The sequence below is a fragment of the Myxococcus guangdongensis genome, from assembly GCF_024198255.1.
In the GTDB taxonomy this organism is placed as follows: domain Bacteria; phylum Myxococcota; class Myxococcia; order Myxococcales; family Myxococcaceae; genus Myxococcus; species Myxococcus guangdongensis.
In genome coordinates, this window is the sequence record NZ_JAJVKW010000008.1 from 314,954 (window position 1) to 340,935 (window position 25,982).

At 70.7% G+C, this 25,982-nt stretch carries 20 protein-coding genes; 15 read left to right on the plus strand and 5 right to left on the minus strand.

Annotated elements, in window-relative coordinates; translation table 11 throughout:
• The first annotated feature begins 75 nt into the window (after nucleotides 1-75).
• The 3 genes from LXT21_RS25260 (at nucleotide 76) to LXT21_RS25270 (ending at nucleotide 3,209) form a co-directional block, all read left to right on the plus strand.
• Nucleotides 76-483 carry a hypothetical protein gene (locus LXT21_RS25260; protein ID WP_254040744.1) on the plus strand — a complete coding sequence of 136 codons (408 nt, stop codon included), beginning with the start codon at nucleotides 76-78 and terminating at the stop codon, nucleotides 481-483.
• Nucleotides 484-547: 64 nt separating this feature from the next.
• Nucleotides 548-2,401 carry a cytochrome c/FTR1 family iron permease gene (locus LXT21_RS25265; RefSeq protein WP_254040745.1) on the plus strand — a complete coding sequence of 618 codons (1,854 nt, stop codon included), beginning with the start codon at nucleotides 548-550 and terminating at the stop codon, nucleotides 2,399-2,401.
• Nucleotides 2,402-2,471: 70 nt separating this feature from the next.
• Nucleotides 2,472-3,209 (plus strand): GlsB/YeaQ/YmgE family stress response membrane protein, encoded by a 738-nt coding sequence (locus LXT21_RS25270; protein WP_254040746.1) that lies wholly within the window; start codon nucleotides 2,472-2,474, stop codon nucleotides 3,207-3,209.
• 85 nt (nucleotides 3,210-3,294) lie between these two features.
• On the opposite strand, the gene LXT21_RS25275 is transcribed toward LXT21_RS25270, so the two are convergent.
• Nucleotides 3,295-4,827 carry an MBL fold metallo-hydrolase gene (locus LXT21_RS25275; RefSeq protein ID WP_254040747.1) on the minus strand — a complete coding sequence of 511 codons (1,533 nt, stop codon included), beginning with the start codon at nucleotides 4,825-4,827 and terminating at the stop codon, nucleotides 3,295-3,297.
• Nucleotides 4,824-6,119 carry an HD domain-containing protein gene (locus LXT21_RS25280; protein ID WP_254040748.1) on the minus strand — a complete coding sequence of 432 codons (1,296 nt, stop codon included), beginning with the start codon at nucleotides 6,117-6,119 and terminating at the stop codon, nucleotides 4,824-4,826. The genes LXT21_RS25275 and LXT21_RS25280 overlap by 4 nt, the downstream gene beginning before the upstream one ends.
• Nucleotides 6,120-6,266: 147 nt before the next feature.
• On the opposite strand from LXT21_RS25280, the gene LXT21_RS25285 reads away from it, so the two are divergent.
• The 3 genes from LXT21_RS25285 (at nucleotide 6,267) to LXT21_RS25295 (ending at nucleotide 9,306) form a co-directional block, all read left to right on the plus strand.
• Nucleotides 6,267-7,346 (plus strand): D-alanine--D-alanine ligase family protein, encoded by a 1,080-nt coding sequence (locus tag LXT21_RS25285; RefSeq protein ID WP_254040749.1) that lies wholly within the window; start codon nucleotides 6,267-6,269, stop codon nucleotides 7,344-7,346.
• A gap of 16 nt (nucleotides 7,347-7,362) precedes the next feature.
• Nucleotides 7,363-7,725 carry a GNAT family N-acetyltransferase gene (locus LXT21_RS25290; protein WP_254040750.1) on the plus strand — a complete coding sequence of 121 codons (363 nt, stop codon included), beginning with the start codon at nucleotides 7,363-7,365 and terminating at the stop codon, nucleotides 7,723-7,725.
• Nucleotides 7,726-7,788: 63 nt separating this feature from the next.
• Nucleotides 7,789-9,306 (plus strand): transglutaminase-like domain-containing protein, encoded by a 1,518-nt coding sequence (locus LXT21_RS25295; protein WP_254040751.1) that lies wholly within the window; start codon nucleotides 7,789-7,791, stop codon nucleotides 9,304-9,306.
• A 24-nt stretch (nucleotides 9,307-9,330) separates the two neighbouring features.
• Here the strand turns inward: LXT21_RS25295 and LXT21_RS25300 are convergent, their stop codons facing one another.
• Nucleotides 9,331-11,424: a thioredoxin domain-containing protein gene (locus tag LXT21_RS25300; RefSeq protein WP_254040752.1), complete on the minus strand. Its 2,094-nt coding sequence runs from the start codon at nucleotides 11,422-11,424 to the stop codon at nucleotides 9,331-9,333.
• 124 nt (nucleotides 11,425-11,548) lie between these two features.
• Between LXT21_RS25300 and LXT21_RS25305 the strand changes: the two genes are divergently transcribed.
• The 4 genes from LXT21_RS25305 (at nucleotide 11,549) to LXT21_RS25320 (ending at nucleotide 15,214) form a co-directional block, all read left to right on the plus strand.
• On the plus strand, nucleotides 11,549-12,919 hold the full coding sequence (locus LXT21_RS25305) for an ArnT family glycosyltransferase (RefSeq protein ID WP_254040753.1): 1,371 nt from the start codon (nucleotides 11,549-11,551) through the stop codon (nucleotides 12,917-12,919).
• Nucleotides 12,920-13,004: 85 nt separating this feature from the next.
• Complete coding sequence (locus LXT21_RS25310; RefSeq protein WP_254040754.1) at nucleotides 13,005-13,706, plus strand: C40 family peptidase; 702 nt, start codon at nucleotides 13,005-13,007, stop codon at nucleotides 13,704-13,706.
• 68 nt (nucleotides 13,707-13,774) lie between these two features.
• Nucleotides 13,775-14,317 (plus strand): DUF350 domain-containing protein, encoded by a 543-nt coding sequence (locus LXT21_RS25315; RefSeq protein ID WP_254040755.1) that lies wholly within the window; start codon nucleotides 13,775-13,777, stop codon nucleotides 14,315-14,317.
• A 24-nt stretch (nucleotides 14,318-14,341) separates the two neighbouring features.
• Nucleotides 14,342-15,214, plus strand: a complete 873-nt coding sequence (locus tag LXT21_RS25320) for a transglutaminase-like domain-containing protein (RefSeq protein WP_254040756.1) — start codon at nucleotides 14,342-14,344, stop codon at nucleotides 15,212-15,214.
• Here the strand turns inward: LXT21_RS25320 and LXT21_RS25325 are convergent.
• Both LXT21_RS25325 and LXT21_RS25330 read right to left on the minus strand, forming a co-directional pair.
• Nucleotides 15,211-15,981, minus strand: a complete 771-nt coding sequence (locus tag LXT21_RS25325) for a tRNA(His) guanylyltransferase Thg1 family protein (RefSeq protein WP_407667026.1) — start codon at nucleotides 15,979-15,981, stop codon at nucleotides 15,211-15,213. The genes LXT21_RS25320 and LXT21_RS25325 overlap by 4 nt on opposite strands.
• Nucleotides 15,968-16,441, minus strand: a complete 474-nt coding sequence (locus tag LXT21_RS25330; protein WP_254040757.1) for an ATP-binding protein — start codon at nucleotides 16,439-16,441, stop codon at nucleotides 15,968-15,970. The genes LXT21_RS25325 and LXT21_RS25330 overlap by 14 nt, the downstream gene beginning before the upstream one ends.
• A gap of 325 nt (nucleotides 16,442-16,766) precedes the next feature.
• On the opposite strand from LXT21_RS25330, the gene LXT21_RS25335 reads away from it, so the two are divergent.
• From LXT21_RS25335 to LXT21_RS25355, 5 genes are all read left to right on the plus strand, one after another.
• Nucleotides 16,767-19,079, plus strand: coding sequence for a S8 family serine peptidase (locus LXT21_RS25335; RefSeq protein ID WP_254040758.1), 2,313 nt, complete (start codon nucleotides 16,767-16,769; stop codon nucleotides 19,077-19,079).
• A gap of 410 nt (nucleotides 19,080-19,489) precedes the next feature.
• Nucleotides 19,490-21,403 carry an AAA domain-containing protein gene (locus LXT21_RS25340; protein WP_254040759.1) on the plus strand — a complete coding sequence of 638 codons (1,914 nt, stop codon included), beginning with the start codon at nucleotides 19,490-19,492 and terminating at the stop codon, nucleotides 21,401-21,403.
• A 218-nt stretch (nucleotides 21,404-21,621) separates the two neighbouring features.
• Nucleotides 21,622-21,801: a hypothetical protein gene (locus LXT21_RS25345; RefSeq protein WP_254040760.1), complete on the plus strand. Its 180-nt coding sequence runs from the start codon at nucleotides 21,622-21,624 to the stop codon at nucleotides 21,799-21,801.
• A 37-nt stretch (nucleotides 21,802-21,838) separates the two neighbouring features.
• On the plus strand, nucleotides 21,839-22,699 hold the full coding sequence (locus LXT21_RS25350; RefSeq protein ID WP_254040761.1) for an alpha/beta fold hydrolase: 861 nt from the start codon (nucleotides 21,839-21,841) through the stop codon (nucleotides 22,697-22,699).
• Nucleotides 22,700-22,920: 221 nt separating this feature from the next.
• The gene (locus LXT21_RS25355) at nucleotides 22,921-25,929 is read left to right on the plus strand and encodes a choice-of-anchor D domain-containing protein (protein ID WP_254040870.1); all 3,009 of its coding nucleotides are present in this window, start codon (nucleotides 22,921-22,923) and stop codon (nucleotides 25,927-25,929) included.
• Nucleotides 25,930-25,982 lie beyond the last annotated feature (53 nt).

The following is a 25,982-nucleotide window of genomic DNA, read 5'->3' on the forward strand; positions in this document are numbered from 1 at the left end:
CTGCTCCCTTGTCGAGCAACGGGGCATCTGTCCTCGGCTTTGTCTCGCTCCCGCGCCGTGTGCACCTGGAACGGCATGCGCCCCTCCCTCGTCCCCGGACTCACGCCGAGCCCCTGGCTCCCCGCGCCCCGCCTGCCCTGGCGCGCCGCTTCCCTGCTCGGCGCCGCACTCACCCTCGCCAACACCACCACCCTCGCTCGCCTCTCCCGTCAGCTCGAGGCCCAGCAACGTCAGCGCCGCTTCCGCCCGCGCGCCCTCCGCGCGCTCGCCGTCGGAGCCACCGCCATCGGCGCCACCGGCCTGGGCGCGCTCGCCATCGGCGCCGTCTCCATCGGCGCGCTCACCGTGGCCTCGCTCGCCCTCGGCCGCCTGCGGGGTGGGGACTGGCGCATCGCCCGGCTCCGCATCCACTCGCTGGAAGTCGAACGGTGGACAGCCCTGGGCAACCTCACTCCCATTCCAGGCCTTCCAACTCCCGCCTGAAGTCCACATCTTGAGATTGAGTCGCAGAATTGAAACGACGGGGCCCCACTGGTAGACGGGACGCATGAATCATGCGGTCCGCGTCGTCCTCGTCCTGCTCTTCATGGTGTCCGGGTCGGCCCTCGCCGCCGAGAACGGCGCGGATGAGCGGACCTGGCATCGGCTGGTGGGAATCCTCCAGTACCTGGAGGCGGACTACCCGGCCGCCATCGAGTCGCAGTCCGCGTTCGAGCTGGAGGAGCAGAAGAGCTTCGCGGCGGAGGCAGTGTCCGCGGCCCAGGAACTGGGCGCGCAGGCCTCCATCTTCGTCCCCCGCGTGAAGGCCATCCAAGCCCGCGTGGACCAGTCGAAGGACCCCGAGGGCGTCAGCCGCGACTGCGGAGCGCTGGTGCAGGACCTGGTGCTCGTGGGTGGGCTCGCGCGCAGCCCCCGTCACCCGCCGGACCTCAAGCGCGGCGCCGAGCTCTTCCAGACGAACTGCGCGGCCTGCCACGCCGCGGACGGCAGCGCCAACCTGCCCATCGCCGCGACGATGGAGCCCGCGCCCGCCAACTTCCAGGACGCGGAGCTGATGGGCGGACTCACGCCCTACAAGGCGTTCAACACCACCAGCTTCGGCGTGCCGGGCACCGCGATGCCCGCCTTCCCCACGCTGACGGAGGACGAGCGCTGGTCGCTCGCGTTCTTCGCCTTCACCCTGCGCCAGCCGCCGTGCGAGGGGACACCTCCGCGCGCGTCGCTGGAGCGCCTGGCGAACACCACCGACGACGAGCTGGTGAAGGACTTCGGCGCCGACAAGCTCGCGTGCCTGCGCCGCGAGCTGCCCCAGGTGGACGAGGAGCGCTCGCTGATGGCCGCGCGCGACGGCGTGCAGGAGGCCATGCGACAGGGCGCCTCGGGCAACGCGTCCGCCGCGAAGGCCGCGCTCCTGGATGCGTACCTCAACGGACTGGAGCCCGTGGAGCCCAAGCTGACCTCGCGCGACTCCGCGCTGGTGCTCAAGCTGGAGCAGGGCTTCCTGAAGGCGCGCCTGGCGGCGGAGAACGGCAGCCCGCGATTGCAGGACGAGGGCCGTGAGCTGATCGCCCTGCTCGACCAGGCGCGCCGGGACAGCGGCAGCGCGGCGGACCTGGTGTCCACGCTGTGGCTCACCGTGTTCATCCTGCTGCGCGAGGGCTTCGAGGCGGCCATCATCGTCGCCGCGCTCCTGGCGGCCCTGAAGAAGATGAAGGCCACCGAGCACGTGCGCGTGGTGCACGCCGGGTGGATGTCCGCGCTGGTGGTGGGCGCCGTCGCCTACGCGCTGGGCCGCCACCTGCTGGCCGGCGCCGAGCGCGAGTGGATGGAGGGCGTGGCCGCGCTCGTGGCCGTGGGCATGCTGCTGTACGCGGCGCTGTGGCTCAACGCGCGCTCCAACATGAGCCAGTTCATGGGGGAGCTGCGCGAGAAGATGAAGGGCGCGCTGGGGCGAGGCAGCCTGCTCGGCCTGTTCCTCATCGCCTTCACCGCCGTGCTGCGCGAGAGCTTCGAGACCGCCATCTTCCTGCAGGGCCTGGCGCTGGACTCGCCCGCGGGTGTGGCCTGGGGCACGCTGGTGGGCGCGGTGGCCCTGGTCGTCCTGGTGCTGTTCATCAACCGGCTCGGCTTCCGGCTGCCCATGAAGACGCTCTTCAACGTCTCCACGGTGGTGCTCGTCGTCACCGCGGTGATGCTGTTGGGCAAGGGCCTGCACTCGCTGCAGGAGGTGGGCGCGCTGCCGCTCTATCCGGTGAGCTTCATCACCATCGACCTGTTGGGCATCTATCCGGACCTGCTCTCGCTCGTGCCCCAGGTGCTGCTGGCCGCCGCGCCGCTGGCCCTGGTGCTGCTGCGTCGCCGGGCCCGTTCCGAGCGCGTCACCGAGGTGTCCGCCAGTTGACGCGACGAGTACCCCCGCCTTGCGGTAGCGTGTGCGGGTGAGGCTTTCGCGCGCGCATCCTGTCCTCCTGGTGGGTCTGCTCCTTCTGAGCACGGGCCCCGCCTGGGGTCAGCACGTCTCGGAGGACGAGCCCGCGAAGCGCCCCGCGCCCGAGCTGACGCCCCCGCCGCTCGTCCCCGTGTCCCCGGGTGACAAGGTGGACTCGGACGAGGACGCCGACGAGGGCTCGCGTGGGCAGACGCAGGGCACGCCCACGGACGACGACTCGGGGACGCAGGTGGCGGAGGACGCCCGGCCCAGCCGCAAGGTGGCCGTGGAGGACCCGGTGCCGCGCATCGCGGTGGAGTTCGTGGGAGGCACCGCGGGAGGCATCGCGGGCGGCGCGGTGGGGCTCGTGGTGGGCTACCTGCTGGGCGCGCCCACGGTGGGCTGTGACGAGTGCAACGTCGTCTCGCTGGTGGGGGGCCTCACCGGCGTCGTCATCGGCGTACCCGCGGGGACGTGGGCGGGCGGGCGGCTGATGGGCGGCAAGGGCACCATCCTCGCCACCGTCGGAGGAAGTCTCGTGGGCTGGGGCGGCGCGCTGCTGGGCTCGCTCGTGCTCGGGGCCGACGACGACAAGGCCATCTCCGCGCTGCTGCTCTTCCTGCCCGTCGTCGGAGCCACCACCGGCTACGAGCTGTCGCATCAGTCGCAATCGGCCGTGAAGCCCGTGGCGCCCACGCGCGCGGACACCGGCGTGCGGCTGCTGCCCGTGGCGGGGATGACCGAGCACGGGCCCCGCTTCGGTCTCATCGGGCGTTTCTAGAAGCACCTGCGGGCACGCTCCCAGGTGACCTCTTCCAATCGGACCTCACCGGGGCGTGCGGTGAGTGCCCGACGATGCGGCGCGCCTAGCTCCCCTGCCGGAAGTAGCGAGCCGACTCCTCGCGCACGCGGCCCTCGGCCACCAGCTTCTCCAGCGTGGCCAGCGCGCTGCGCTCCGCCACCGGGTGCATCACTGGCGGCGTGTCCGCGTACGCGCGCTCCACCACCTCGGCCAGCGAGACGCCCTCCACGGGCACGGCGTCGAAGATGAGCGCCTCGCGCTGGGCGCGGTGATTCAAATACTCCTGGAGCTTCGCGGGACCATCCGGCAGCGGCTGACCATGCGCCGGGTACATCGTCGTGACAGGCCAGTCGCGCAGTCGGGCGAGCTGCGCCAGGTAGTCACGCATGTTGCCCTCGGGCGGGTCGATGACGATGGAGCCCACGCCAGCCACCATGTCGCCCACCACCGCCGAGCGACTGCGCTCATCCACCAGACACAGGTGTCCCCGCGCATGCCCGGGCGTGTGCAACACGCGCCAACGCTGCGGCACCTCCCCAGCCAGCTCCAACACCTCGCCATCCTCCAGCAGCCGCTCGACGGGGAAGTCGAGCCACTCCGCCGTCTTCGCATGGCACCAGAGCGGAATCCCCAGCCGCTCCTTCACCGCGCGCGCCCCGCCCACGTGGTCGCCGTGGTGATGCGTCAGCACCACCGCCACCGGCTTGCACCCTTCCGCCTTCAGGCTCGACACGACCGACAAGAGCTTCGCGTACTGCTTCACGTCCCCGGAGCCCGGGTCCACCAGCAGCAGCTCGCCGTTGCCCAGCACATACGCGTTGGTGTGCGTCGCCGGCGGCAGCGTGGCCGTCTCCAGCGCCACCACGCGCACGCCCTTCTGGAACTCGATGCGCTGCGAGATGTAGCCAGGGCAGTACGGCGGCGTCATCAGCCGCGCCCGAGCGTCCGCCTCGTCCTTGAACGAGCCCAGCACCTGGAGCGCGTGCACCGCGGGAGGATGCAGCAGCGCCGTGCCGTCGTTCCACCGCGCCAGCGCCGCCTCCGGCGCGATCCACGCCCCCTCCGACAGCTCTCCCGGCCACAGCTCCGCGCGCGCCTTGGGCGGCAGCTCCACCAGGTAGAAGTGCGTGTCGAAGCGCACCGGCACCGACGGCGGCGTAATCCACCGCCCCGCGCCCCGGAAGTCATCCGAGCGCAGCGCCAGCCCCTCGGCGCGCAGCAACTCACCCCACCCGAGCTTCCCCGCGAGCAACGCCTTGCGCAGGGCGTCCAGCGTCTCCCGCGAGAGCGCCTCGGCGCCCTCGGCCACCAGCACGCCCGCCTCCTCGAACAGCTCTCGCGCCGCCGCCGAGCGCAGCGCGGCCTCCTCGCCCGTGGCACCCCGCACCGGCACCTGCGCGTCCGCCGCGTCCAGCTTCCCACCGGGGAACGCATAGAAGCCGCCAGCGAAGGCCAGCGCCTTGCCGCGCTTCACCCAGTACACCTCCACGCCCGCGCCCACGCGTCGGTACAACAGCGCCACGGCGGAGCCCCGCGGCTCACTGGGGACATGCTGCAGGTCCAGGCCGAGGCCCAGACCGGGAAGTCGCTCGCTCATGTTTGCACCGCCTGGCCCAACAGCTGGCCCATCAGCTCGTGCGCCGCGGCCGACTGGTCCGGCCTCACATACAGCCGGGTGAGGCGCACCGCTCCACTGTAGCGCTGATACAGCGGCGTGTAGCGCGCCACCTCCGTCAGCCGACCTGTCGAGGCGTCGATGATGAAGAGGCTCGGCCCCGTGCCCGTGGGCCCGGAGGCGTACTTGCTGAGCACGTTCACCGACTCGACGACGTAGTGCTCGAAGCCCGACGAGACGAGTGCGCTCCTCAGCACGTCCAAGTCATACCCGGCGTCGCGCTCGGTGAACTGCGCCAGCAGCTTGAACCCCTGACGCGTGATGATGCGCTGGGCCCACCGGTTGCGCGAGCGGCGCAGCGTGTACCAGAGCGCCGAGTCGTCACAGAGCAGGAACGCCTCCGGGTCCGAGGGAATCTCGAACTCGCCCGGCGACTCCTCGTAGTAGCGCCGCAGCATGTAGTCGAAGCTGACCGACGTGTGGTGCAGATAGACCGACACGAACATGTGGTAGCGGCTGAGCAGGAAGTCCTCGAAGGCGAACGCCGCCGCGCGGCTCAACGCCAGATAGGCCCGTCCGTCCTTCACCGCTGGATTGAGGTTGTTGATGATCCAATCCATGTCGTACCGGCCGTAGTTCACCCCCGTGTAGAAGGAGTCACGCAGCAGGTAGTCCATGCGGTCCGCGTCCAGCTCGCCTGAGACGATGGCGCGCAACAACGGCGCCCAGTCCACGCACTGCCAGGTGAAGCCCGGGTCCTTGGGCGGGCGCGCGCCGGTAATCAGCGCCACCGCCGCCATGGGGGTGATGCCGAGCCGTCCGAACTCGCGCTCGATGATGGGCGTCAGCGAGCTGTCGAGCAGGATTTTCGCCGTGTAGTCCTCGTGGGTGGCCTGCTCGCCCTCGGCCGCGGAGTCCAGCCAACCCGGCAGCCGCAGGAGCGAGCGCTTCGGGGCGATGCGCTCGGAGGCGTGCGACAGCGGCATGTGGCCCAGGTCATGACACAGCACGGCCAGACGCACCGCGGTGGAGAAGCGCTCGCGCACGTCCTCGGGCAGCGTGGAGCGCGAGGCCACCGCGGCGAACACCCGCGCGGCGACGTGCATGGCCCCCAACGAATGGATGTGACGGGTGTGCGTCGCCCCCGGGAAGGCCAGGTCGCCGAAGCCGAGCTGCCGCACATAGCGCAACCGCTGGTAGTGCCGGCTGTCGATGACGGCCTTCTCGGCGTCGCTCACCGGGATGGTGCCGTGGATGGGGTCGCGGATGCGCATGATGCCCTTTCCATACTCCTGGATACCCCCACGGGAGGTATTCCACCGTACTTCAAGCCCTGGCGGGAGGTAGCCCAGGAGGTAACCAACCGTCACCTGCGGACTGGGCGAGGACCGAGGGACGTGCTAACCCTCCGGCACCTCCGAATGCACATCATTCTGCTGCACAACCGCGACCACGAGCTCCTCCAGGATGACCCGGGCCGGGAAGCCCGCGAGGACGTGGTGCGGGTCGCCGCGGCGCTCGCCGAGGCCCTCACGAAGGGTGACACCGTCGCCGAGCCGCTCGCCATCGAGGGCGACCGGCTGGACTTCGTGGACACGCTGCGGCGGCGTCAGCCGGACCTGGTCATCAACCTCTGCGAGTCGCTCGCCGCCGACAGCCGCGGGGAGATGGCCGTCCCGTGTCTGCTGGACGCGCTGGGCCTGGCCTATACGGGCTCGTCCGCCCTCTCGCTGGGACTGGCGCTGCACAAGCCCAAGGCGAAGGAGCTGCTCTGCGCGCGCGGCGTGTCCACCCCGGGCTTCCGGGTGGTGGAGCGGCTGGAGGACGCGCTGGCGGTGGACCTGTCCTGGCCCCTCATCGTGAAGCCCGCGCGCGAGGACGCCAGCATGGGCATCAGCGGGGACTCGGTGGTGCACGAGCGAGGGGCGCTGGTGCGCGCCTGCGAGCGGGTGCTGCGCGAGTACCATCAGCCGGCGCTGGTGGAGCAGTTCATCCCCGGCCGTGAAATCTACGTGCCGCTGCTCGGCAACCAGCCGCGCCGCGCGCTGCCGTTGACGGAAATCCACTTCGGTCGGACCTTCGAGGACCGGCCGAACATCGTGTCGTACAGCGCCAAGTGGGAGGCGGGCTCCGACGAGTATCGGGATACGCCCGCCGGGCCGTGCCAGGTGGATGCGGCGCTGGAAGCTCGTTGTGTGCAGGTCGCGCTGGAAGCCTTCGCAGCACTCGATTGTCAGGACTATGGCCGGGTCGATCTCCGGGTGTCCCCGGAGGGCGTGCCCTACGTCATCGATATCAACCCCAACTGCGACCTCCATCCGGGAGCCGGGTTCGCCAGGGCCGCGGCAGCCGCGGGCCTGGACTACGCCGCGCTGGCCTCCCGGCTGGTGGAGGTCGCTACCGAAAGAGCCTATGGACATCCGTCCCATCGAAGGAAAGGACCGGGAGCCCCTCGCCGCGCTGATTCGAAAGATCGAAACCTTCTCGCCGCAGGAGGTTGAGGTCGCCATCGAGTTGGTGGGCGAGGCCCTGAAGCCGGGCAACACGGACTACGCCATCATCGTCGCGGACCGCGCCGGTCAGCTGGTGGGCTACGTCTGTTACGGCCCCACGCCGATGACGGAGGACACGTACGACTTGTACTGGATTGCGTCGGCGCCGGAGGTGCGTGGCCAGGGCGTGGGCGCGGCGCTGGTGTCCGGCATGGAGGGGGATTTGCGCCGTCGCAACGGCCGGCTCATCCGCGTGGAGACGAGCGCCACGGAGGCCTATGGCCCCACGCGCGGCTTCTACGCGTCCATGAAGTACGGCGAGGAGGCGCGCATCCGCGACTTCTACAAGGTGGGCGACGACCTCATCATCCTCACCAAGCGGCTGTAGTCCACCGCACGGGGTGTGGGGCGGGTGAAGACTTTGCCCGCCTCCCCCGTTAGAAGGGGCGTGATGACCCGCACGCTCCGACCGATGTCCCTGGCCCTCGTGGCCCTGTGTGCCCTGCTGACAGGCGCGCCGGCCGCGAAGGCCGCCGCGCCCGCCAAGGCCGCGGCGCCCACGAAGTCCGTCTCCCTCCCCGCCGACGCGTCCGACGTGCTGAAGGCTCCGCGCCCCCAGGGCGGCGAGTTCTTCGGCCTGTACCTGATGGACAAGAAGGTGGGCTGGCTGTTCACGGACCTGGTGCTGGTGCCCGGGGACGTGCCCCAGGTGAAGAGCGTCAACCAGCTCGTGTTCAAGGCGATGGTGGGCACGCGCCTGTCGGAGCGCAGCCACCGCGAGGAGCGCGTCTACGAGGCGAAGGCCGGTGGCCGGCTGCTGTCCTTCACCGTGACGCAGCGGGGGGATGGCGGAGACCAGACGCTGGAGGGCACGACGACGTCCGACGGGAAGCTGCGCGTGGTGCGCAAGCGCGTGGGCTACGCGGACGAGGTGCTGCCGCTGATGCCCGCCCCGAAGGAGCACGTGGAGGACACGGACCAGGCGCGCGTGGCGCTGTTGCGCAAGGCGAAGGTGGAGGGGTTCTCGCTCGACGGGATGGACCTGGAGACCTACGGCCTGTCCACCACGGTGGAGGCTCCGGAGCAGCGCACGCTGAACGGGGTGAAGGTGAAGCTGGGCAAGGCCAGCAGCCTGTCGCAGAAGGAGAAGGTGCCGGTGGACTCCTACGTCACCCAGCGCGGGGAGATGGTGCTGGTGGACTTCGGCAAGACGATGCAGGCGCGCAAGGAGACGGAGGCCGTCGCCAAGCGGATGGACCTGGTGGAGGTGTTCGGCCTTACGCGCGTGGTGCTGCCCAAGCCGCTGCCGGAGGCGGCGCGCGCGGTGCCCGGCAACGTGAAGCTGGTGGTGCAGGGGCTGCCGGAGAAGTTCCGCGTGGAGACGTACCGGCAGAAGTTCGCGGCCCGGCCGGATGGCGGCGTGGACGTGACGCTCTTGGCCGCGGCGCCCGCGACGGCGAACCGCAAGCCCCGGCCGCTGACAGACCCGGACGGTGGGGAGAACCTCAAGTCCACGCTGATGGTGGAGAGCGACGCACCGGCCATCCGCGAGCAGTCGAAGAAAATCATCGGGGACGAGAAGGACGCGTACCGCGCCGCGCAGAAGGTGAACACATGGGTGGCCACGCACCTGGAGAAGGACTACGGCGCCAGCGCGGACCGGGCGACGGATGTGCTGAGGCAGAAGCGCGGTGACTGCACGGAGCACTCGCTGCTGAGCGTGGCGCTGCTGCGCGCGGCGGGAATCCCGGCGCGGCGCGTGGACGGCGTCATCTACATGGTGAACCAGGACGGCGTGCCCGCGCTGTACTGGCACGAGTGGGTGGAGGCGTTCGTGGGCGAGTGGACCCAGATGGACCCCACGTTCAACCAGCCCGTCGCGGACGCGACGCACTTCGCCTTCGGCTACGAGGGCAACGCCGAAATCACGCCCCTCATCGGCACGCTGAAGGTCGTCGAGGTGAAGTAGCGCCCGGACCTCCGGGGGACGTGCTCACGTCCCCTGGGGCGCCAGCGTCAGTCGCTCGACGAGCTCCCCCGCGTCCGTGCGGGGCAGCTCGCACACGAAGCCCCGGCACAGGTACGCGGCGCCCTTTCCGCCCACCGGCTCGCGTCCCTCGAACAGCGCCTTCAGGAGCGCGGGCACGGGCGTCCCCGCCTCCTTCCAGCCGAACGCGAAGGTCGGCGCGTAGACGCGGTTCGCCGCGCTCAACAACGGCGCCACCGCCTGGCGCGAGCCGCTGAACGTCACGCCCGCCGCGCCCTCCAGCAGCGCGTCCGCCGCGAGCCCCAGGTAGCCGTAGCCCATCGCGTTGGCCACCAGCCCCTCGCGCATCTTCCCCACGTACTTCGTCGGCAGCTCCAGGGAGTGCTCGTTGCCCGTGAGCGCCACGAGCGCCACCTGCGCCTCCGTCAACGTGGACGCCCCCGAGGGGAACGCGTTGTCGAACAGGCCATACGTCGCCACCACCAGGTCCTTCTGTCCCCGTGGCGCCGTGAAGTACGCCCGCTTCTCCTCGTCCCAGAACAGCTCCACCGCGCGCTTCACCAGCGCCTCGGCCGCCTCCAGGTACTTCACGTCGAACGTGGCCTGGTACAGCGCCGTCAGCCCCGAGGCGAGGTCTCCATAATCCTCGAGGAACCCGTCGATGCGCGCCGCGCCCTCCTGGTATGAGCGCGCGAGCCGCGTCCCATCCCACAGCTTCGCCAGCACGAAGTCCGCCGCCGCCACCGCGAGCCGAGCCCAGTCCGGACGCTCGAAGACCCGCGCGGCCAGTGCCAGCCCGCGAATCATCAGCCCGTTCCACCCCGCCAGAATCTTGTCGTCCCGCCCCGGCTTCACCCGGTGCTCACGCGCGTCGAACAACACGCGCCGCGCCTCGACCAGCTCGCGCTCCACCTCCGCCACCGGTCGCCCTCGCTCCCGCGCCAGCGTGTCGGCCGGCACCACCACCTCCAACACCGTGGCCCCGTGCTCGAAGTTCCCCTGCGGCGTGACGTGGAAGTGACGCGTCACCAGCTCCGCGAGCTCCGGCGACAACAAGCCGTGGAGCTCCTCCGGACGCCACACGAAGAACTTCCCCTCCTCGCCCTCGCTGTCCGCGTCCTGCGCCGCATAGAAGCCGCCGCCCGCGTCCGTCATCTCGCGGCGCACGTACTCCACCGTCTCCTCCACCACCTTGCGCCACAACGGACGCGACTCCACCTGCTCGGCCTCCGCGTACAGGTGCACGAGCTGCGCGTTGTCGTAGAGCATCTTCTCGAAGTGCGGCACCAACCAGCGCGCATCCACCGAGTAGCGATGGAAGCCGCCCCCGAGCTGGTCGTAGATGCCGCCCAACGCCATCCGCTCCAACGTGAGCAGCACCGCGTCCTTGAGCGGCTCGCCCCCGCCCCGTCGCCACGCGCGCAGCAGCAGCGAGAAGTTCATCGGGTTGGGGAACTTGGGCGCGCCACCGAAGCCGCCGTGCACCAGGTCCACCTGCTGGACCATGCGCTTGCCCATCGTCACCACGTCCGCCGCGGACAACACGCCGGGCGCCGCGTCCAGGCCATACGCGGCCAGCTCACCCAACCCCTCCGCGAACTGCTCGGACTGCCGCAGCACCTCCTCGCGCTTGTTCGCCCACGCGTCCCTCAGCGCCATCAACAGCCGGGGGAAGCCGGGCCGCCCATAGCGGTCCTCCGGCGGGAAGTACGTGCCGCCGAAGAAGGGCTTCAAGTCCGGCGTGAGGAACACCGTCAGCGGCCACCCGCCGCCCTGCCCCATCAGCTGCACCACGCCCTGGTAGATCTGGTCCAGGTCCGGCCGCTCCTCGCGGTCCACCTTGATGTTGATGAAGCCCTCGTTCATCAGCCGCGCGGTGTCGGGCGACTCGAAGGACTCGTGGGCCATGACGTGACACCAATGGCACGCGGAGTAGCCCACCGAGAGCAGGATGGGCTTGTCCTCGGCCCGTGCGCGAGCGAGCGCCTCATCGCCCCAGGCGAACCAGTCCACCGGATTGTCGGCGTGCTGGCGCAGGTACGGCGAGGGCTCCCGGGCCAGGCGGTTGGAGGAGCCGGACGACGGAGGATGGGTGGCCATGGGGTCTCCGGGCGGGAACTGCCGGACCCAGGGCATATGGAGCCCGGCCATCCGGAGCAAGTCCCAACGGCCCGACCCTCCACTGTCGAACGCGAGCAGGGTACGCTGTCGACAAGACGTGAGCATGGTTTCCCTCGCCCCCGCCCCGCCCAACGCCGTCGGCCTCGGACTCAAGACGTGCATCGCCCTGGTGGGCGTGGCGCTCATCGTGAGGGTCGTGCTGGCGTTCGGCACCGACGTCTACTTCGACACCGCCTACTACTGGCAATGGTCGCGGCAGCTCGACTGGGGCTACTACGACCACCCTCCCCTCGTCGCGTGGCTCATCGCCCTGCTCGGCATCCACGCCACCGCGCTCCTGTGCGGCGCGGGCACCATTGCCGCGGTGTGGGGGCTGGCGCGCGACGTGTACCAGAGCCGACAGGCCGCCTGGAGCGCCGCGGCCCTGTGGAGCGTGGTCCCCGGCGGCATGGTGGCCGGCGTCTGGGCCACGCCGGACTCACCGCTGCTTTTGCTCTGGACGCTGGCCCTCTGGGCCCTGTGGAAAGAGCGCTGGGTGTGGGCGGGCGTCGCGTCCGGGCTCGCGCTGCTCGCCAAGTTCCCCGCGGTGCTCCTGGGCGTGGCCTTCCTCGTCACCGCGATGAAGGTGCGCCGCCTGCCGAAAGGCGCGTGGGGCACGGGCGCGCTCGCGGCGCTGTGCCTCATCCCGGTGCTGCTGTGGAACGCGCGCCATGAGTGGGTGGGCATCGCGTTCCAGCTGCGTCACGGCCTCGAGGGCAAGGGCGGCTGGGGCACGCTCGGCGAGTTCATCGCGGGGCAGCTCGCCTTCGGCGGGCTGGTGATCCTCCCCCTCGCGTTCGTCTATGCGTTCAAGGGCCCGCGCGAGCAGTTCCTCTTGCGGATGGCGGCGCTCGTCCCGCTGCTGTTCTTCGGCTACGCGGCGTCCCGCGCGCGCGGCGAGGTCAACTGGACCACCATGGCCTATGTCAGCGTCTGCGTGGGCGTCGCCGGCATGCGCAGGCCCTGGCAAATCACGGCGGCCGCCTCCGGGCTCGCGGTGGTGCTCGCGGTGACGCTGCACCTGTTCTTCCCGGTGGTGACCTTCAAGCGCGATACAGCCCTGTGGCGCACCCACGGCTGGGACGTGCTCCGCCAGCTGTCCACGCCCGAGAAGCTCTTCCCCGCGATGAAGCCAGACAGCGTCGTCGCGGTGTTCGCCGGCAACTATCAGCTGGCGTCACAAATCGCACACTACGCCCGCGTCCCCGTGGGCACCGCCGGCCCCGTCCGCTTCAGCCAATATGATGTCTGGGGAGAGCCTCCCATCCCGCCTGGGAAAGATGTGCTCTGGGTGGAAGAGGATGGCCCCTTCGCTCCCGCCGCGCTGACAGACCGCTTCGAAATCATGGACGAGCACGTCGAGCTGGTTGGAACTTTCCAAGGACGCCGTCTGCATTTCTTCCGGGTGTGGTGGGTCCGCAATGCCAAACCCTGACGTGCCCCGGAGGGCCTGACAACTTTCAAAGCCTTTCACCGACAACAAGGGAAACCGTTTTTGCCCATTAAACGGAGGTCCCCTCATGTCGACTGTCTCCTCTGCGGGTTCGCGTCGAGTCTCCACCTCCGCCACCGCGGCCGCCGCCACGCCGCCCACCGTGAAGAAGGGCTCCAAGGGCCCGACGGTGACGACGATGCAGAAGAAGCTGGCCGCCGCCGGCTTCAACCCGGGCCCCGTCGACGGCATCTTCGGTCCGAAGACGCACGCGGCGGTGGTGTCCTTCCAGAAGGCGAAGGGGCTGGTGCAGGACGGAATCGTCGGCCCGAAGACGTGGGCCGCGCTGAACAAGACGGGTGGCACCAAGCCGCCGTCCACGCCGCCGGCGGGCACCCAGGGCAGCGCGGAGACCTTCGTGCAGAAGGCGCTCGCGCAGCGCGGGGACCGCTACGTCTTCGGCGCGGAGACGCGGATGGATGACCCGAACCCCTCGAAGTGGGACTGCTCGGAGCTCGTCGAGTGGGCGGCCCACCAGGCGGGCGTCAAGGTGCCGGACGGCACGATGAACCAGCTGCCGTACTTCAAGCAGAAGGGCACCACCATCTCCGTGGACGAGGCCCTGCGCACGCGCGGCGCGCTCCTCTACCGCCCCGGCCACGTGGCCATCAGCCTGGGCGACGGGCGCACCATCGAGGCGCGCGGCTCCGCGTACGGGGTGAACATCTTCAGCGCCCACAACCGCGGCTGGACGACGGGTGCGCTCATCCCGGGCCTCAAGTACGGGTGAGCCGCTGAAGCGCCACAGGGTGTAGAGTCCAGCGGGGCGGCGCGGGTGACGCGTCGCTCGCGCTCCCCATGGACTTCACCCTCTTCGTCGTCGGGCTCATCAAGGTGGTGCTGGGCGGCCTCGTGGCCGCGCTGGGCATCTGGCTGGCGTTGCGCGGGCTCAGCCGCATCCTCGGCTCCCGGCCGGAGGAGGAGCTGCGCCAGGGCAACGTGGCGGCGGGCCTGGTCCACGGCTCGAGCCTCGTGTCACTGGGGCTCCTGGTGCAGCACGCGGTGCAGGCCACGTCGGACGCGGTGGACCTGGCCGTGCGCGCCCCGCTCTTCCAGTGGTCGGCGGTGCCGGGGCTCGTCGCCGTGGCGGCGCTGCACGTGGGCCTGTCGCTCATCGTCGGCGTCACCGTGCTCGCGCTGGGCATCCTCCTGTTCGACCGGATGACGCCGGGCATCGATGAGCTGGCCGAGGTGCGCAAGGGCAACGTCGCCGCCGGGCTCATCCTCGCCGCCATCCTCCTGGTGCTCGCGCTCCTGACGGCGCCCGGGCTCCAGGCGGCCCTCAACGGCCTCATCCCCTTCCCCCAGCTCCCCGAGGGGACGCTGGTGGCGCCGGCCTGACGCGGGGAGGCGACGGACGAAGCCATGTCCACGAGCGCCGGACTGAAGACGGCCCTGAGGCTGCTGCTCGGTGTGTTCACGCTGACGAGCGTGCTGTGCTGCCTGGGCGTGGGCATGGTGGGGCACCTGGTGGAGACGAAGGCGCCGCCCGTGGAGCCGGGCCTCCCGCCGAGCGCGGACGTGGTGGACCTGGGGCTGGTGCTCATCCCCGCCGACACGTCGCCCTCCCGCGCGCTCACGTACGACTGGAACACCGAGGGGCTGCGCCCTCCGGGCAGCCGGCTGGGGTATGGCCTGGGTGAGCTCTTGGACGCGTGGCTGGAGGACCAGCACAAGGCCCTCGGGCGCAGGCTGCGCTATCGCTCGCTGGGCGGAGAGCGCTTCACCTACCAGCCCCCGAGCGGCTGCTCCGCGGACATGCGCTGCATCTACGAGGAGCTGATGCGCGGCAACGCGGGGCCGGTGGAGGCGCTGGGCGAGCGCTTCATCGTCGCCATCCGGGAGCGCGGGCTCGACTCGCAGCAGGCCGCGCGGCTCATCCTCGGCTTCGTGCAGCGCATCCAGTACGAGGTGCCCACCGACGAGCCCTTCGGCATCATCCCTCCGGCGCTGGTGCCGGCGAGGAACCGGGGGGACTGCGACTCCAAGGCGCTGCTCGCGGTGATGCTGCTGCGGCAGGTGGGAATCGAGGCGGTGATGCTCTACTCGGACCCGCTGGCCCACGCGGCGGTGGGCGTGGGGCTGCCGGGCACGGGCACCCGCCTGCGTCACGGCGGGCGCAGCTATCAGTACGCCGAAGTCACGGCCGAGGGCTGGCCGCCGGGCATGATTCCGCCCAAGTACGACAAGCCCCGGCTGTGGCGGGTGATGCCGCTGGACGCCGCCACCTCCGGCTAGCGCGCCTCCGCGGTGGACCGCGTGAGCACGCCTTGCAGGTAGCGCTCGTAGGCCTCCTTCATCGGCAGCTCCGAGTCCACGCCCAGCCGGCGGCGCGTCGTCTGGTGCACCGAGCCGTCGCGCGGGTCCACGCCCTCCTTCACGTAGCGCTCCCAGAAGATGGCGGAGCCCCGGCGCTGCCACAGGGGCAGCTCGTTGAAGTGGATGCCGCGCTGGAAGAGCAGCTCGTTCTTGAAGGCCACCGGCTTGCCGTCCAGCTCGCGTGTGGCCTGCGCTGGGCTCAAGCCCTCCTTGCGCAGCGTCCAGTAGCACCAGCCCTGCAACGAGCACCGGCTACAGTCCGCCTGTCGCCAGGTGAAGTAGTCCAGCACCGCCCGTTCGTCCGCGCCCAGCCACACGCGCCCGTCGAACACCGCCGGCACGCCCGCAGCGTGCGTGAAGGTGGCGCTGGCAAGGCCCGCCGACAACGACACCAGCTTCTCCACCTCGCGGTCGAAGAGCGACGCGTCCGGCCGCAGCAGCACGGAGATTTCGTCGCTCTGCGTATACGCATACACGCCCTGGAGCTCCTCCAGCAGCGTGCTCGCGGTGCGGACCATCAACCGGTGGAAGAGCGGGTCGAAGGGCTTCTCGAAGCGCTCCTGCGTGAAGCGCGAGAAGCCCCGCCCGTCCACGCGCAACACCGCCCAGGCGCCCGGCAGGAGGCGCAGTGAGTGGAACCACTCCCCCTGTCGCATGCGTCCGGCCAGCTCGTCAGCGTCCATCATCCGTGTCCTCCTTCCAGTCCTCGACGACGAAGCCGCCCTCGGCGGCCCATCTCACATACGACAGCGCATCGAAGCCCTCTTCGCGGCGAGGCCGACGCAGCCGCTTCACCGTGGCGTACAGCGCCACCTCCGGCACCCGCGCCCGCCCCTCGCGCCGGGCGTTCCGGGCGAGGCAATCCTCCAGGCGCGACTCGAAGTAGAAGCCCACGACTCGCGCGCCCAGCTCATGCCCCAGGGCGATGAGCGGCGAGCGCTGCTCACAGTCAGGATGCGTGTTGTCCACCACCACGGAGCGACCCGCGAGCAGCGCCTCGGTGACGAGCCCGCGCTGACGCGCCTCCTTGCGACGCGCGTGCGGCCACAGGTCCTTGCTCACCAGCACGTGCGTGTCCGCGAAGCGCTCGCGGAAGAAGCGGCTCTTGCCGGAGGCCTGCAACCCGATGAAGAGGATGAGTTCCATGGCGGAAGCCCTCCGGACGCGGCGCCGACAGGCCGGCTGACGCTCGACGGTGGGCCGCTCCCGCGCACGACGCGCGGGGCACGCACGCGTCACTCCTCACGTCGCGCGGACACGCGGCCCAGCGTCTACCCGGAATCCCTCGCGCTGTACGCCGCCGCACAGCTCACGCGCCTTTCGCGGCGAATGTGTTGATTCAACAAGCTTTGCTCGATTAACAATTAAGTCTCGAATTACTGATTTTAAAGAGATGTCGTAATCCGCCGTCCAGACTGGAGTCCGGAAGCGGCGGCCGCAGCACGAAGCGCAACCCGAGCAGGAGACACCCATGAAGACCTCACTCTCGTCGTATGCGTTACGTTGGCGTCGGCTCTCTGTCATGGCCCTGGGCCTGGGAATGGTCGCACCCGTCCCCGTCCTCGCGGCCTCGAAATCCCCCTCGCGTGTCGAGCGCGCGGCGGCCCTCCCCGCGCGGGTGGTGGACGCGGCGACGGTGGGTTCAGCGAAGCAGGCCACGGGCCTGGTGGCGACGGCGGGCGGACGTCACGCGCTCGTCACGGGCGCGGGGCGCGTGCTGCACCGCACGGACAACACCATCCAATCGCTGAGGACGCTGTCGGTCCCCAAGACCTCGCTGCAGCTGCACGTCTGGGAGGAGACGGGCGCGGACGGCAAGCGTCAGGACTTCTTCGCCTACAGCCGCGGCGGCACGGAGCTGCTCGGACGCGCGCAGCCCACCTCGTACATGGTGCGGCTGGCGCACGTGAGCTTCGACCCGGTCCGCGAGGGCGCGCCGCTGGTGGCCAACGCGCTGGCCGCGGACACGGGGAACACGCTCTCGCTGGTGCAGCTGCAGGCCACGCCGCTGCCGGAGCTGCGCGAGGCGCTGGAGCGCGAGGGCAAGGTGCTGCGCTTCCTCACGGACCACACGTACCTGGTGGAGCTGGACGCGGACGCTCGCAAGCGCGTGGCGGAGCTGCCCTTCGTGCGCTGGGTGGGGCCGTACCACCCGGAGTACCGCGTGGAGGACGTGCTGCGGGAGTCGCTGACCGGGCGCGCGGCGAAGCTGGAGCCGCAGCGCTACTCCATCATGGTGGGCGAGCGCGGGGCCGCGCGGCAGGGCGAGGTCGCCGAGGCGGTGCGCAAGCTGGGCGGCACGGTGGAGCTCGTCGAGGCCGGCGGGCTGCGCGTGGAGGCCACGCTCACGCAGGACCAGCTGGAGCGGCTCGCGCGCTCCAACGCCGTCCAGTACATCGACCGGTGGGGTGGCCCCGGTGAAGTGGACATGAACAACGTGCGCGAGGTCGGCGGCGCCAACTACATCCAGGCGGCCGAGGGCTTCTCGGGCCAGGGCGTGCGCGGCGAAATCTTCGACACCGAGCTGCGCACGACGCACCAGGAGTGGCCCACGCCGCCGCTCATCCACAGCACGTCCAGCGCGGGCAGCGCGCACGGGACGAGCTGCTACAGCATCAACTTCGCCCGGGGCGTGGACGCCAACGCGAAGGGGCTCCTGCCGGACGGCCAGGGCATCTTCTTCCTCTACAGCGAGTCCAGTCAGTTCGGCGGCCCGAAGTCGCGCTACGACATCAACCGCGAGCTGACGGACCCGGCCGGCCCCTACCGCGCCGTGTTCCAGACCTCGAGCGTGGGCAGCACGCTGGGCACCGCGTACACCACCATCTCCGCCGAGGTGGACGACTACCTGTTCAAGCACCCCATCCTCAGCACCCAGTCGCAGAGCAACGCCGGCACGCGCAACTCGCGGCCGCAGGCGTGGGCGAAGAACATCGTCTCGGTGGGCGGCTTCTACCACTACGACAACGCCAACCGCGACGATGACCGCTGGAATGGCGGCGCGAGCATCGGCCCCGCGGCCGACGGCCGCATCAAGCCGGACCTGTCGTTCTTCTACGACGCGGTCCGCTCGGCCAACAACTCGAGCAACACGTCGTACTACAACTTCAGCGGCACCAGCGCGGCCACGCCGCAGACGGCGGGCCACTTCGGCCTGCTGTTCCAGATGTGGCACGAGGGCGTGTGGGCGGGCTTCGGCGGCGGCACGGACGTGTTCGCCAGCCGCCCGCAGATGGCCACCGCGAAGGCGCTGATGATCAACCTGGCGCACCGCTACAACTGGAACGTCACCGGCGCCAACGCCGACCTGACGCGCGTGCGCCAGGGCTGGGGGACCGCGGACCTCAAGCGGCTGCATGACCGCTCGGGCTCCACCAGCATCATCAACGAGACGGACACGCTGCTGCCCCTGGGCGTCAAGGAGTACAAGGTCGGCGTGACGGGCACCGAGAAGGACCTCAACATCACGCTCGTCTACACGGACCCGGCCGGCACGGTGGGCGCGGCCCAGGCGCGCATCAATGACCTGTCGCTGCGCGTGACGTCGCCCTCGGGCGTCATCTACTGGGGCAACAACGGCCTGTCCGCCGGCAACGTCTCCACGTCGGGCGGCGTGTCCAACAAGGTCGACACCGTCGAGAACGTCTTCCTCGTCTCGCCCGAGACGGGCAGCTGGAAGGTGGAGGTGCTGGGCGACGAAATCGTCCAGGACGCCGACCTCTCCACGCGCGTCATCGACGCGAAGTACGCGCTGGTGGTGAGCGGCGGACTCATCTCGCCGTAACCCCTTCGCGCCGGGGCCGGGAAGCCAGCCTCGGCGCTCGCGCCAAGCGCGTCGATGACGCGAAGCCCGTGGCCCCCCGCGCACGGGCCACCGCCGGTGGCCGGACCCCTATCGGCCCCGGCGGGCCTTCGACGTCAGGCGCCGAGCCCCGAGGCTCGCGCCCGCCTCGCGGACAGGGACCGCGCGCGCCCCCCCGCATCGACGAGGTCCACGCACCAGGCGCCTCGAGCGCGGCGGGGTGGCTCGCCCCTGCGCACCCATCGCTCCGGAGCGCCGACAGCAGCCGTCCTCCCGGCCTTCATTCCGAACGTCCGGCCCCCGCGCGCGGACACACCGGTCCGCCCTCGGGGCGACACGGGCCCACCGAGACACTGGCCGCCCGGCTCGCCCGCGTGGCATGACTCTGCGCCATGGCCCGTGACGTCTCCTTCTTCGACCAGCTCGGCTCCCTCCTCGCCAAGGAGCGCGAGGCCGAGAAAGCCCGCCTGGCCACCCTCGCCCAGGGCCTGTCCCTCCACGAGCGCGAGGAGCAGGGCCTGTCCGTCCTCGACCTCGAAACCGTGGAGGAGGAGGTCGGCCTGGGAGGCCGCGTCCTGTTGACGCTCGCCCGCGCCGACCGCGCGCGGCTGCCGGCCCGGCTCCACAACGGAGACCTGGTGGCCGTGCTCCCCCGCCGCGCCGAGGTGAGCGAGCCCGCGCGCGCCCTCATCTCCCGCGCCAGCGCCACGCGCCTGCAGCTCGCCTTCGACCGCTCCCCACCGCCCTACGTCCACGAAGGCCTCTTGCGCCTGGACGTCGTCCCCAACGACATCACCTACGAGCGCATGCGCGCGGGCCTCCAGCGCGTGAAGGCCATGGACAAGGGCCTGGAGCGCCGCAAGCGCGAGGTCCTGCTGGGCAACGAGCCCCCGCGCTCCGACACCCCCAAGGACTTCGAGGCGAGCCGCCCCCTCAACCCCGAGCAGCTCGACGCCGTGAAGCGCGCGCTCGCCGCCGAGGACTTCTTCCTGGTCCACGGCCCCCCGGGCACCGGCAAGTCCACCGTGCTCGCGGAGGTCGCCGCCCAGGCCGTGGCCCGGGGCCAGCGCCTGCTGTGCACCGCCGCCAGCAACGCCGCCGTGGACCACCTGCTGGACCTGTGCCTCGCCAAGGGCCTGCGCGCCATCCGCGTGGGCCACCCCGCCCGCGTCGCGGCGCGACTCCAGGAGCACACCCTGGACATCGTCGTGGAGGAGCACCCCGACCGAGTCATCTCCCGAGACCTCTTCGACGAGGCGTTCTCCCTGCTCGGCTACGCGCGGCGCCAGCGCACCCAGGGCCGCAGCCGCGAGCGCTTCTCCAACGCCCGCGCCTCCACGACGGAGGCCAAGGCCATGCTCGACGAGGCCCGCACGCTGGAGAAGAAGGCCGTGCGCTCCGTGCTCGCCAACGCGGACGTCGTCTGCGTCACGCTCGCGAGCCTCGAGTCCAGCGTGCTGTCCGGAGAGAAGTTCGACCTGGCCCTGCTCGACGAGGCCACCCAGGCCACCGAGCCGCTCGCGCTGTTGGGCTTGCTGCGCGCCCCCATCGTCATCCTCGCCGGAGACCCGCAGCAGCTGCCGCCCACCGTGCTCTCTCAAGAAGCCGCGCGCGCGGGCCTCGCGGTGAGCCTCTTCGAGCGCCTGCTCGAGGACCATGGCGACAGCGTCAAGCGCATGCTGCGCGAGCAGTACCGCATGAACGCGCGCATCATGGACTTCCCCTCGCGGGAGATGTACGCGGGCGAGCTGCGCGCGCACCCCTCCGTCGCGGACCACACGCTCCAGGACGTGCTGCCCCCGGGCACCGAGGTCGACGCCCCACCCGTCCTCTTCCTCGACACCGCCGGCAAGGGCTTCGATGAAGAGGTCGAGCCCACCACCCACAGCCTCTTCAACACCGGCGAGGCGGACCTCATCGAGGCCCGCGTGCGCGCGCTGCTCGGCCATGGACTGGCCCCCCGCGAGCTCGCCGTGATTACCCCCTACAGCGCCCAGGCCCACCGCCTGCGCGAGCGGCTGGAGCCCTTCGCCCCCGACGTCGAGGTCGACACCGTGGACGCCTTCCAGGGCCGGGAGAAGGACGCCATCCTCGTCTCCCTCACCCGCTCCAACAGCGAGGGCCAGGTGGGCTTCCTCAACGACTTGCGCCGCATGAACGTCGCCCTCACCCGCGCCCGCCGGCACCTCTTCGTCGTGGGCGACTCCGCCACCCTCAGCGGCCACCCCTTCTACGCCCGCTTCATCGAGGCAACCCAGGCAAGCGCCGGCTACCGCTCCGCCTGGGAGTGGCCCGACGCCCCCTGAGCGCAATGCCTCACATCGGCAGGTCCACGCCGACCCAGCCCTGGGGTACTACGCAAGGACTGTCGGGGTCAGTCTCCAAAAATTGTCGCAACGGTGAACCAAATTTGTCACCTGCACCCACCCGTGCGGGGCGGCGCACCCGGATATCAGGTATTTGGCTCAAGCCCTGTTGTCGGGCATGAGACATGCTTACCGCCGTGGCGGGGAGGAACCGCCACATGTCTCAACGTCCGAACGTGACGAAGGAAAACGACGTCTGGGTTCTCCGTATCGAGAAGGAGAACGGCAAGGTGCAGGAATACCGGTGCGCCACCGAGAACCAGGCCCGGCAGCTGGCCATGGTGATGTCCAAGCCGGACACGGGTGCGCCACCGCGTCCACCCTCGCCAGTCCGCTAGGCCGGCCATGAGATAAGGCACGGGTCAGGAGCCGCCCGTGTCCCTCTCTCTCGAATCCCGCTTCGTCGACGCCCAGGGCCTGCGCCTTCACGTGCGCGTGCGTCCAGGCGCCACTCCCCGGCCCGCCGTCCTGTTCCTCCACGGCTGGCTGGACCACTCCCACAGCTTCGACGCCGTCCTCGAGCACGTGCCCGCCGACTGGCGCGTGGCGCTGCTCGACTTCCGCGGCATGGGCCAGAGCGCCCACGCCCCGCCCGAGGCGAACTACCAGGCCGCGGACCACCTGCTGGACGTGGAGGCCGCGCTGGACGGCCTGGGCTTCGAGCAGGCCCACCTCGTCGGCCACTCGCTCGGCGGCATCATCGCGCTGACGTACGCGGCGGTGCGGCCCGAGCGCGTGCTGGACGTGGCGCTCATCGAGAGCCTGGGCCCCACCGGCGGCCCGCCCGAGTACGCGGTGGAGCGGCTGCGTGGCTTCATGAACGACGCGCGCCGGCCGCCCAACTCCAAGCCCTATCCGGACGTGGAGGCCGCCGCCGCGCGCCTGCGGGAGAACAACCCCACCCTGCCCCAGGCCGCCGCCTTGCACCTGGCCCGGTACGGCACCCGGCCCCATGAGAAAGGAGGCGTGGTCTTCACGTTTGATCCACGACACCGCCGGAGATTCGCGCACGGACACGACGAGGCGCAGTGGCTCGCGCTGCAGGAGCAGGTGCGCTGCCCGGTGCGCCTCATCCGGGGGCAGGACGGGCTGTGGCCGGACGCGGCGAAGCTGGACCGCAGGCTTGGGGCGCTCCGTACACTTTCGGGCCCTCCGCTCATGCTCCCGGGTGGGCATCACGTCCACATGGAGCGTCCCCAAGATGTCGCCCGCGCGCTCGCGGACTTCATCCGCTGAAGGGCTGTCACCCGGTCAGAACGCCCGGAAAACTCTTTCTCCGGCGTGGGCAAGTCGGTTCCCTCCCAGGCGCTTTCCCGCCACTGCGCATCCCAACCCCTTGAATTCAGGACAGCGTCCTCGTCCTTTCGGTTGGTATGCGATTTGGATTACCGCTCGTCGGCGGATCATGCACCGGACCCATCCGGGGGCGTGTGGGGAGAAGGGTGAGGGAGCGGACAATGGGGATGGGGTTGAGGGGGCGAGTCCTCGCGTTGGCGGTGCTCGTCACCACCACGCTGGCGTGTCACGAGGGGAATGAAACCCGCTCGGTGCAAGCCACCGCGGTGGTGGACATGGACGTGCTCGACTTCGGCGAGGTGCCGGTGGGCGAGTGGCGGGAGCGTGAGGTGCGCATCCGCAATGTCGGCTATGTGCCCTTCTTCGCCATCGAGGCACTGGCCATCATCGGCAACCCCTCGTACGAGGTGGAGCTGACCGACGGTGGCGGCCGGGTGATGCCGGGCGAGTCGCACCTGGTGAAGGTGCGCTTCCATCCGTTGGCCGAGGGCGTGACGGAGGAGACGGTGTTCGTCTCCACGGACGCCAACCAGGGCGCGCAGGCGCAGGTGCGCGTCACCGGCCTGGGCACGCCCACGCAGGTGGGCCTGTTCCCGCCGGTGCTCGACTACGAGACGCTGGAGGTGGACAGCGAGCGCAAGCTGGAGGTCACCATCACCAACCCGGTGGACCTGCCGCTGACGCTGACGGTGCGCGGCAACTGGCCGGACCCCTTCACGCCCGACACGATTACGATTCCGCCCAACTCCACCGTCCAGGTGAACACGCAGTACCTGCCGCGCGCGCTGGGCGCCATGGACGCGAAGCTGGAGGTCCGCTCGTGCGAGGCGTGCACGCCGTCGGTGGTGGAGCTCAAGGGCAACTCGGTGGCGAGCGCGTTCGTGTTCGACCCGGCGCCCGTGCCGTTCGACTTGATTCCGGTGCACGAGCGCACGCAGTCGTACACCCGCGCGCGCAACATCACCTGGCGGCCGGTGACGATTTCGCAGCTCATCACCAGCGACCACGCCTTCGTGCCGCTCTCCAAGCCGGAGGGCTCCACGGTGGCGCCGGGTCAGGTGGTGGAGCTGCCCATGGAGTTCGCGGCGCGCTTCTCCGGCCCCAACGTGGGCGACCTCAAGGTGCAGTACGCCTCCGACAAGCCGCGCCAGTCGGAGGTCGTCCTGGACGCGCGAGGCGGCCGGCCCACGCTGGCGGTGACGCCCGTGGCGCTGGACTTCGGCGAGCTGCCGGTGGGCGGCAAGGTGGAGAAGGTCATCCGCATCACCAACGCGGGCACCAACGGCTCGCTGCGCTTCATGGGCGTGGCGTCCGACGGGGACAGCAACCAGTTCAACGTGGACGTGCCCACGCGCGGCACGCAGCGGCTGCCGTGGGCGTCGGGCGCGTGGCCCGCGCTGGAGTCGGGCGGGCTGGAGATTGCGCCGGGCAACGACGCGCTGGAGCTGAAGGTCTACTTCGAGCCGACGGTGGAGGGCAGCTTCCGGGCCCGGCTGCGCGTGCGCTCGGATGACCTGTTCAACGCGGAGCGCGAAATCATCCTCACCGGTCGCTCGCGCACCAGCGGCCCGTGCGTGTACGAGCTGACGCCGCAGCCGGTGATGGACTTCGGCAACGTGGTGCCCGGGCGCGGCGCGGTGCTGGGCTTCCGCTTCAAGAACCCCAGCCGGGCCGAGTGCGCGGTGAAGGACGTGCACCTGTCCAACGACGCGGGCGGCGCGTTCTTCATGCCGGGCGGCCGGCTGACGGGCGGCGTGGTGCTCTACGACACGGCCTTCAGCGCCATGGTGGCCTTCCGGCCGCAGACGGAGGGCGAGTACGCGGGTGAGCTCAAGCTCACCGTGAACAACCCCGCGGCGCCCACGGTGACGCTGCCGCTCAAGGGCGTGTCGCGCCAGAGCTGCCTCGTCGCCACGCCGTCCTACGTGGACTTCGGCCCCATCCGCTACGACTGCGCCGCGGCGCCGCGCAAGACGTACATCTCCAACCGGTGCAGCGAGCCGCTGACGGTGACGGGCGCGGACATCGGCCAGGGGACGAGCACGCAGTTCTCGCTGCTGACGCCCATCACCCAGCCGCGCACGCTGCAGGCGGGCGAGGGCTTCGAGCTGGAGGTGGACTACTCGCGCACCGTGCTGGGCCAGCACTTCTCGCCCCTGTACCTGCGCACGGCGACGGACCCGACGCCCTTCCTGGTGCCGCTCCTGGGCGAGACGAACCACGAGGGCATCCAGGTGGACCGCTACACGCAGGGCACCGACAGCCAGCTGGACGTGCTCTTCGTGGTCTCCAACACGACGACGATGGACCCGTACCAGGAGCGCCTGAAGGCGGCGATTCCGGGCTGGCTCGACTACGCGCGGCAGCAGAACGTGGACGTGCGCATGGGCGTCACCAGCACGGGCCTGGTGCAGCGCGGGCCGCAGTGCGGCGGCGGGGCCAACGGCGGCGAGGCCGGGCGCCTGTTCCCCGTGGACGGCAGCCGGGCGCGCGTGCTGTCGAGCTCGAGCGCCAACGCGGTGGCGGGCCTGCAGGCGAACATCGACGTGGGCCTGTGCCACAACCTGGTGCAGGGCCTGGAGACGATGCGGCAGGCCTTGTCGGCGCCCCTGTCCGAGCAGACGGATGACCCGCGCACCCCGCAGCCCAACGACGGCAACTGGGGCTTCACGCGGCCGGCGGCGCGCATGGCGGTGGTGGTGCTGGCGGACGAGGACGACAACTCGGGCTTCGCGCCGGACAGCTACATCCAGTTCCTCCAGACGCTGAAGGGCACGGGCATGTCGCACCGCAGCCAGCTCTACGCGCTGGTGCCCACCGACGGCCGCTGCACCACGGCGGGCAGCGACGCGGACCGCTTCGTCGAGGTGGCGCGCGGCACGGGTGGCCGGACGGAGTCCATCTGCGAGGGCAACTACCGGCCGCTGCTCGACTCGGTCATCCAGCGCGCGGGGGACTTGCAGGCGGACTTCCCGCTGACGACCACGCCCACCGGCCAGGCGGAGATGTCCGTGTTCGTGCAGGGGCAGGTGGTGCCGGAGAGCCAGTGGGCGTACGACGGGGCGACGAACTCCATCGTCTTCGGCGGCGCGGCGGTGCCTCGTCCCGGCCAGGCGGTGGAGGTGCGCTACCGCAGCGTGTGCAAGGCGCCGCCCACCGCGGGCCCCTGAGTGAGGGGTGGGCCCCACGTCCCCTGGGAGGTGGGGCCTTCGGTGTGGCGGGG

What these genes read in the sequence shown, in the direction of transcription:
- LXT21_RS25295 (WP_254040751.1), top strand. Translation starts at nt 7,789, where the DNA reads ATGACCCGCACGCTCCGACCGATGTCCCTGGCCCTCGTGGCCCTGTGT.
- LXT21_RS25345 (WP_254040760.1), top strand. Translation starts at nt 21,622, where the DNA reads ATGTCTCAACGTCCGAACGTGACGAAGGAAAACGACGTCTGGGTTCTC.
- LXT21_RS25300 (WP_254040752.1), bottom strand. Translation starts at nt 11,424, where the DNA reads ATGGCCACCCATCCTCCGTCGTCCGGCTCCTCCAACCGCCTGGCCCGG.
- LXT21_RS25315 (WP_254040755.1), top strand. Translation starts at nt 13,775, where the DNA reads ATGGACTTCACCCTCTTCGTCGTCGGGCTCATCAAGGTGGTGCTGGGC.
- LXT21_RS25275 (WP_254040747.1), bottom strand. Translation starts at nt 4,827, where the DNA reads ATGAGCGAGCGACTTCCCGGTCTGGGCCTCGGCCTGGACCTGCAGCAT.
- LXT21_RS25260 (WP_254040744.1), top strand. Translation starts at nt 76, where the DNA reads ATGCGCCCCTCCCTCGTCCCCGGACTCACGCCGAGCCCCTGGCTCCCC.
- LXT21_RS25335 (WP_254040758.1), top strand. Translation starts at nt 16,767, where the DNA reads ATGAAGACCTCACTCTCGTCGTATGCGTTACGTTGGCGTCGGCTCTCT.
- LXT21_RS25330 (WP_254040757.1), bottom strand. Translation starts at nt 16,441, where the DNA reads ATGGAACTCATCCTCTTCATCGGGTTGCAGGCCTCCGGCAAGAGCCGC.
- LXT21_RS25280 (WP_254040748.1), bottom strand. Translation starts at nt 6,119, where the DNA reads ATGCGCATCCGCGACCCCATCCACGGCACCATCCCGGTGAGCGACGCC.
- LXT21_RS25320 (WP_254040756.1), top strand. Translation starts at nt 14,342, where the DNA reads ATGTCCACGAGCGCCGGACTGAAGACGGCCCTGAGGCTGCTGCTCGGT.
- LXT21_RS25340 (WP_254040759.1), top strand. Translation starts at nt 19,490, where the DNA reads ATGGCCCGTGACGTCTCCTTCTTCGACCAGCTCGGCTCCCTCCTCGCC.
- LXT21_RS25285 (WP_254040749.1), top strand. Translation starts at nt 6,267, where the DNA reads ATGCACATCATTCTGCTGCACAACCGCGACCACGAGCTCCTCCAGGAT.
- LXT21_RS25310 (WP_254040754.1), top strand. Translation starts at nt 13,005, where the DNA reads ATGTCGACTGTCTCCTCTGCGGGTTCGCGTCGAGTCTCCACCTCCGCC.
- LXT21_RS25265 (WP_254040745.1), top strand. Translation starts at nt 548, where the DNA reads ATGAATCATGCGGTCCGCGTCGTCCTCGTCCTGCTCTTCATGGTGTCC.
- LXT21_RS25305 (WP_254040753.1), top strand. Translation starts at nt 11,549, where the DNA reads ATGGTTTCCCTCGCCCCCGCCCCGCCCAACGCCGTCGGCCTCGGACTC.
- LXT21_RS25325 (WP_407667026.1), bottom strand. Translation starts at nt 15,981, where the DNA reads ATGATGGACGCTGACGAGCTGGCCGGACGCATGCGACAGGGGGAGTGG.
- LXT21_RS25355 (WP_254040870.1), top strand. Translation starts at nt 22,921, where the DNA reads ATGGGGATGGGGTTGAGGGGGCGAGTCCTCGCGTTGGCGGTGCTCGTC.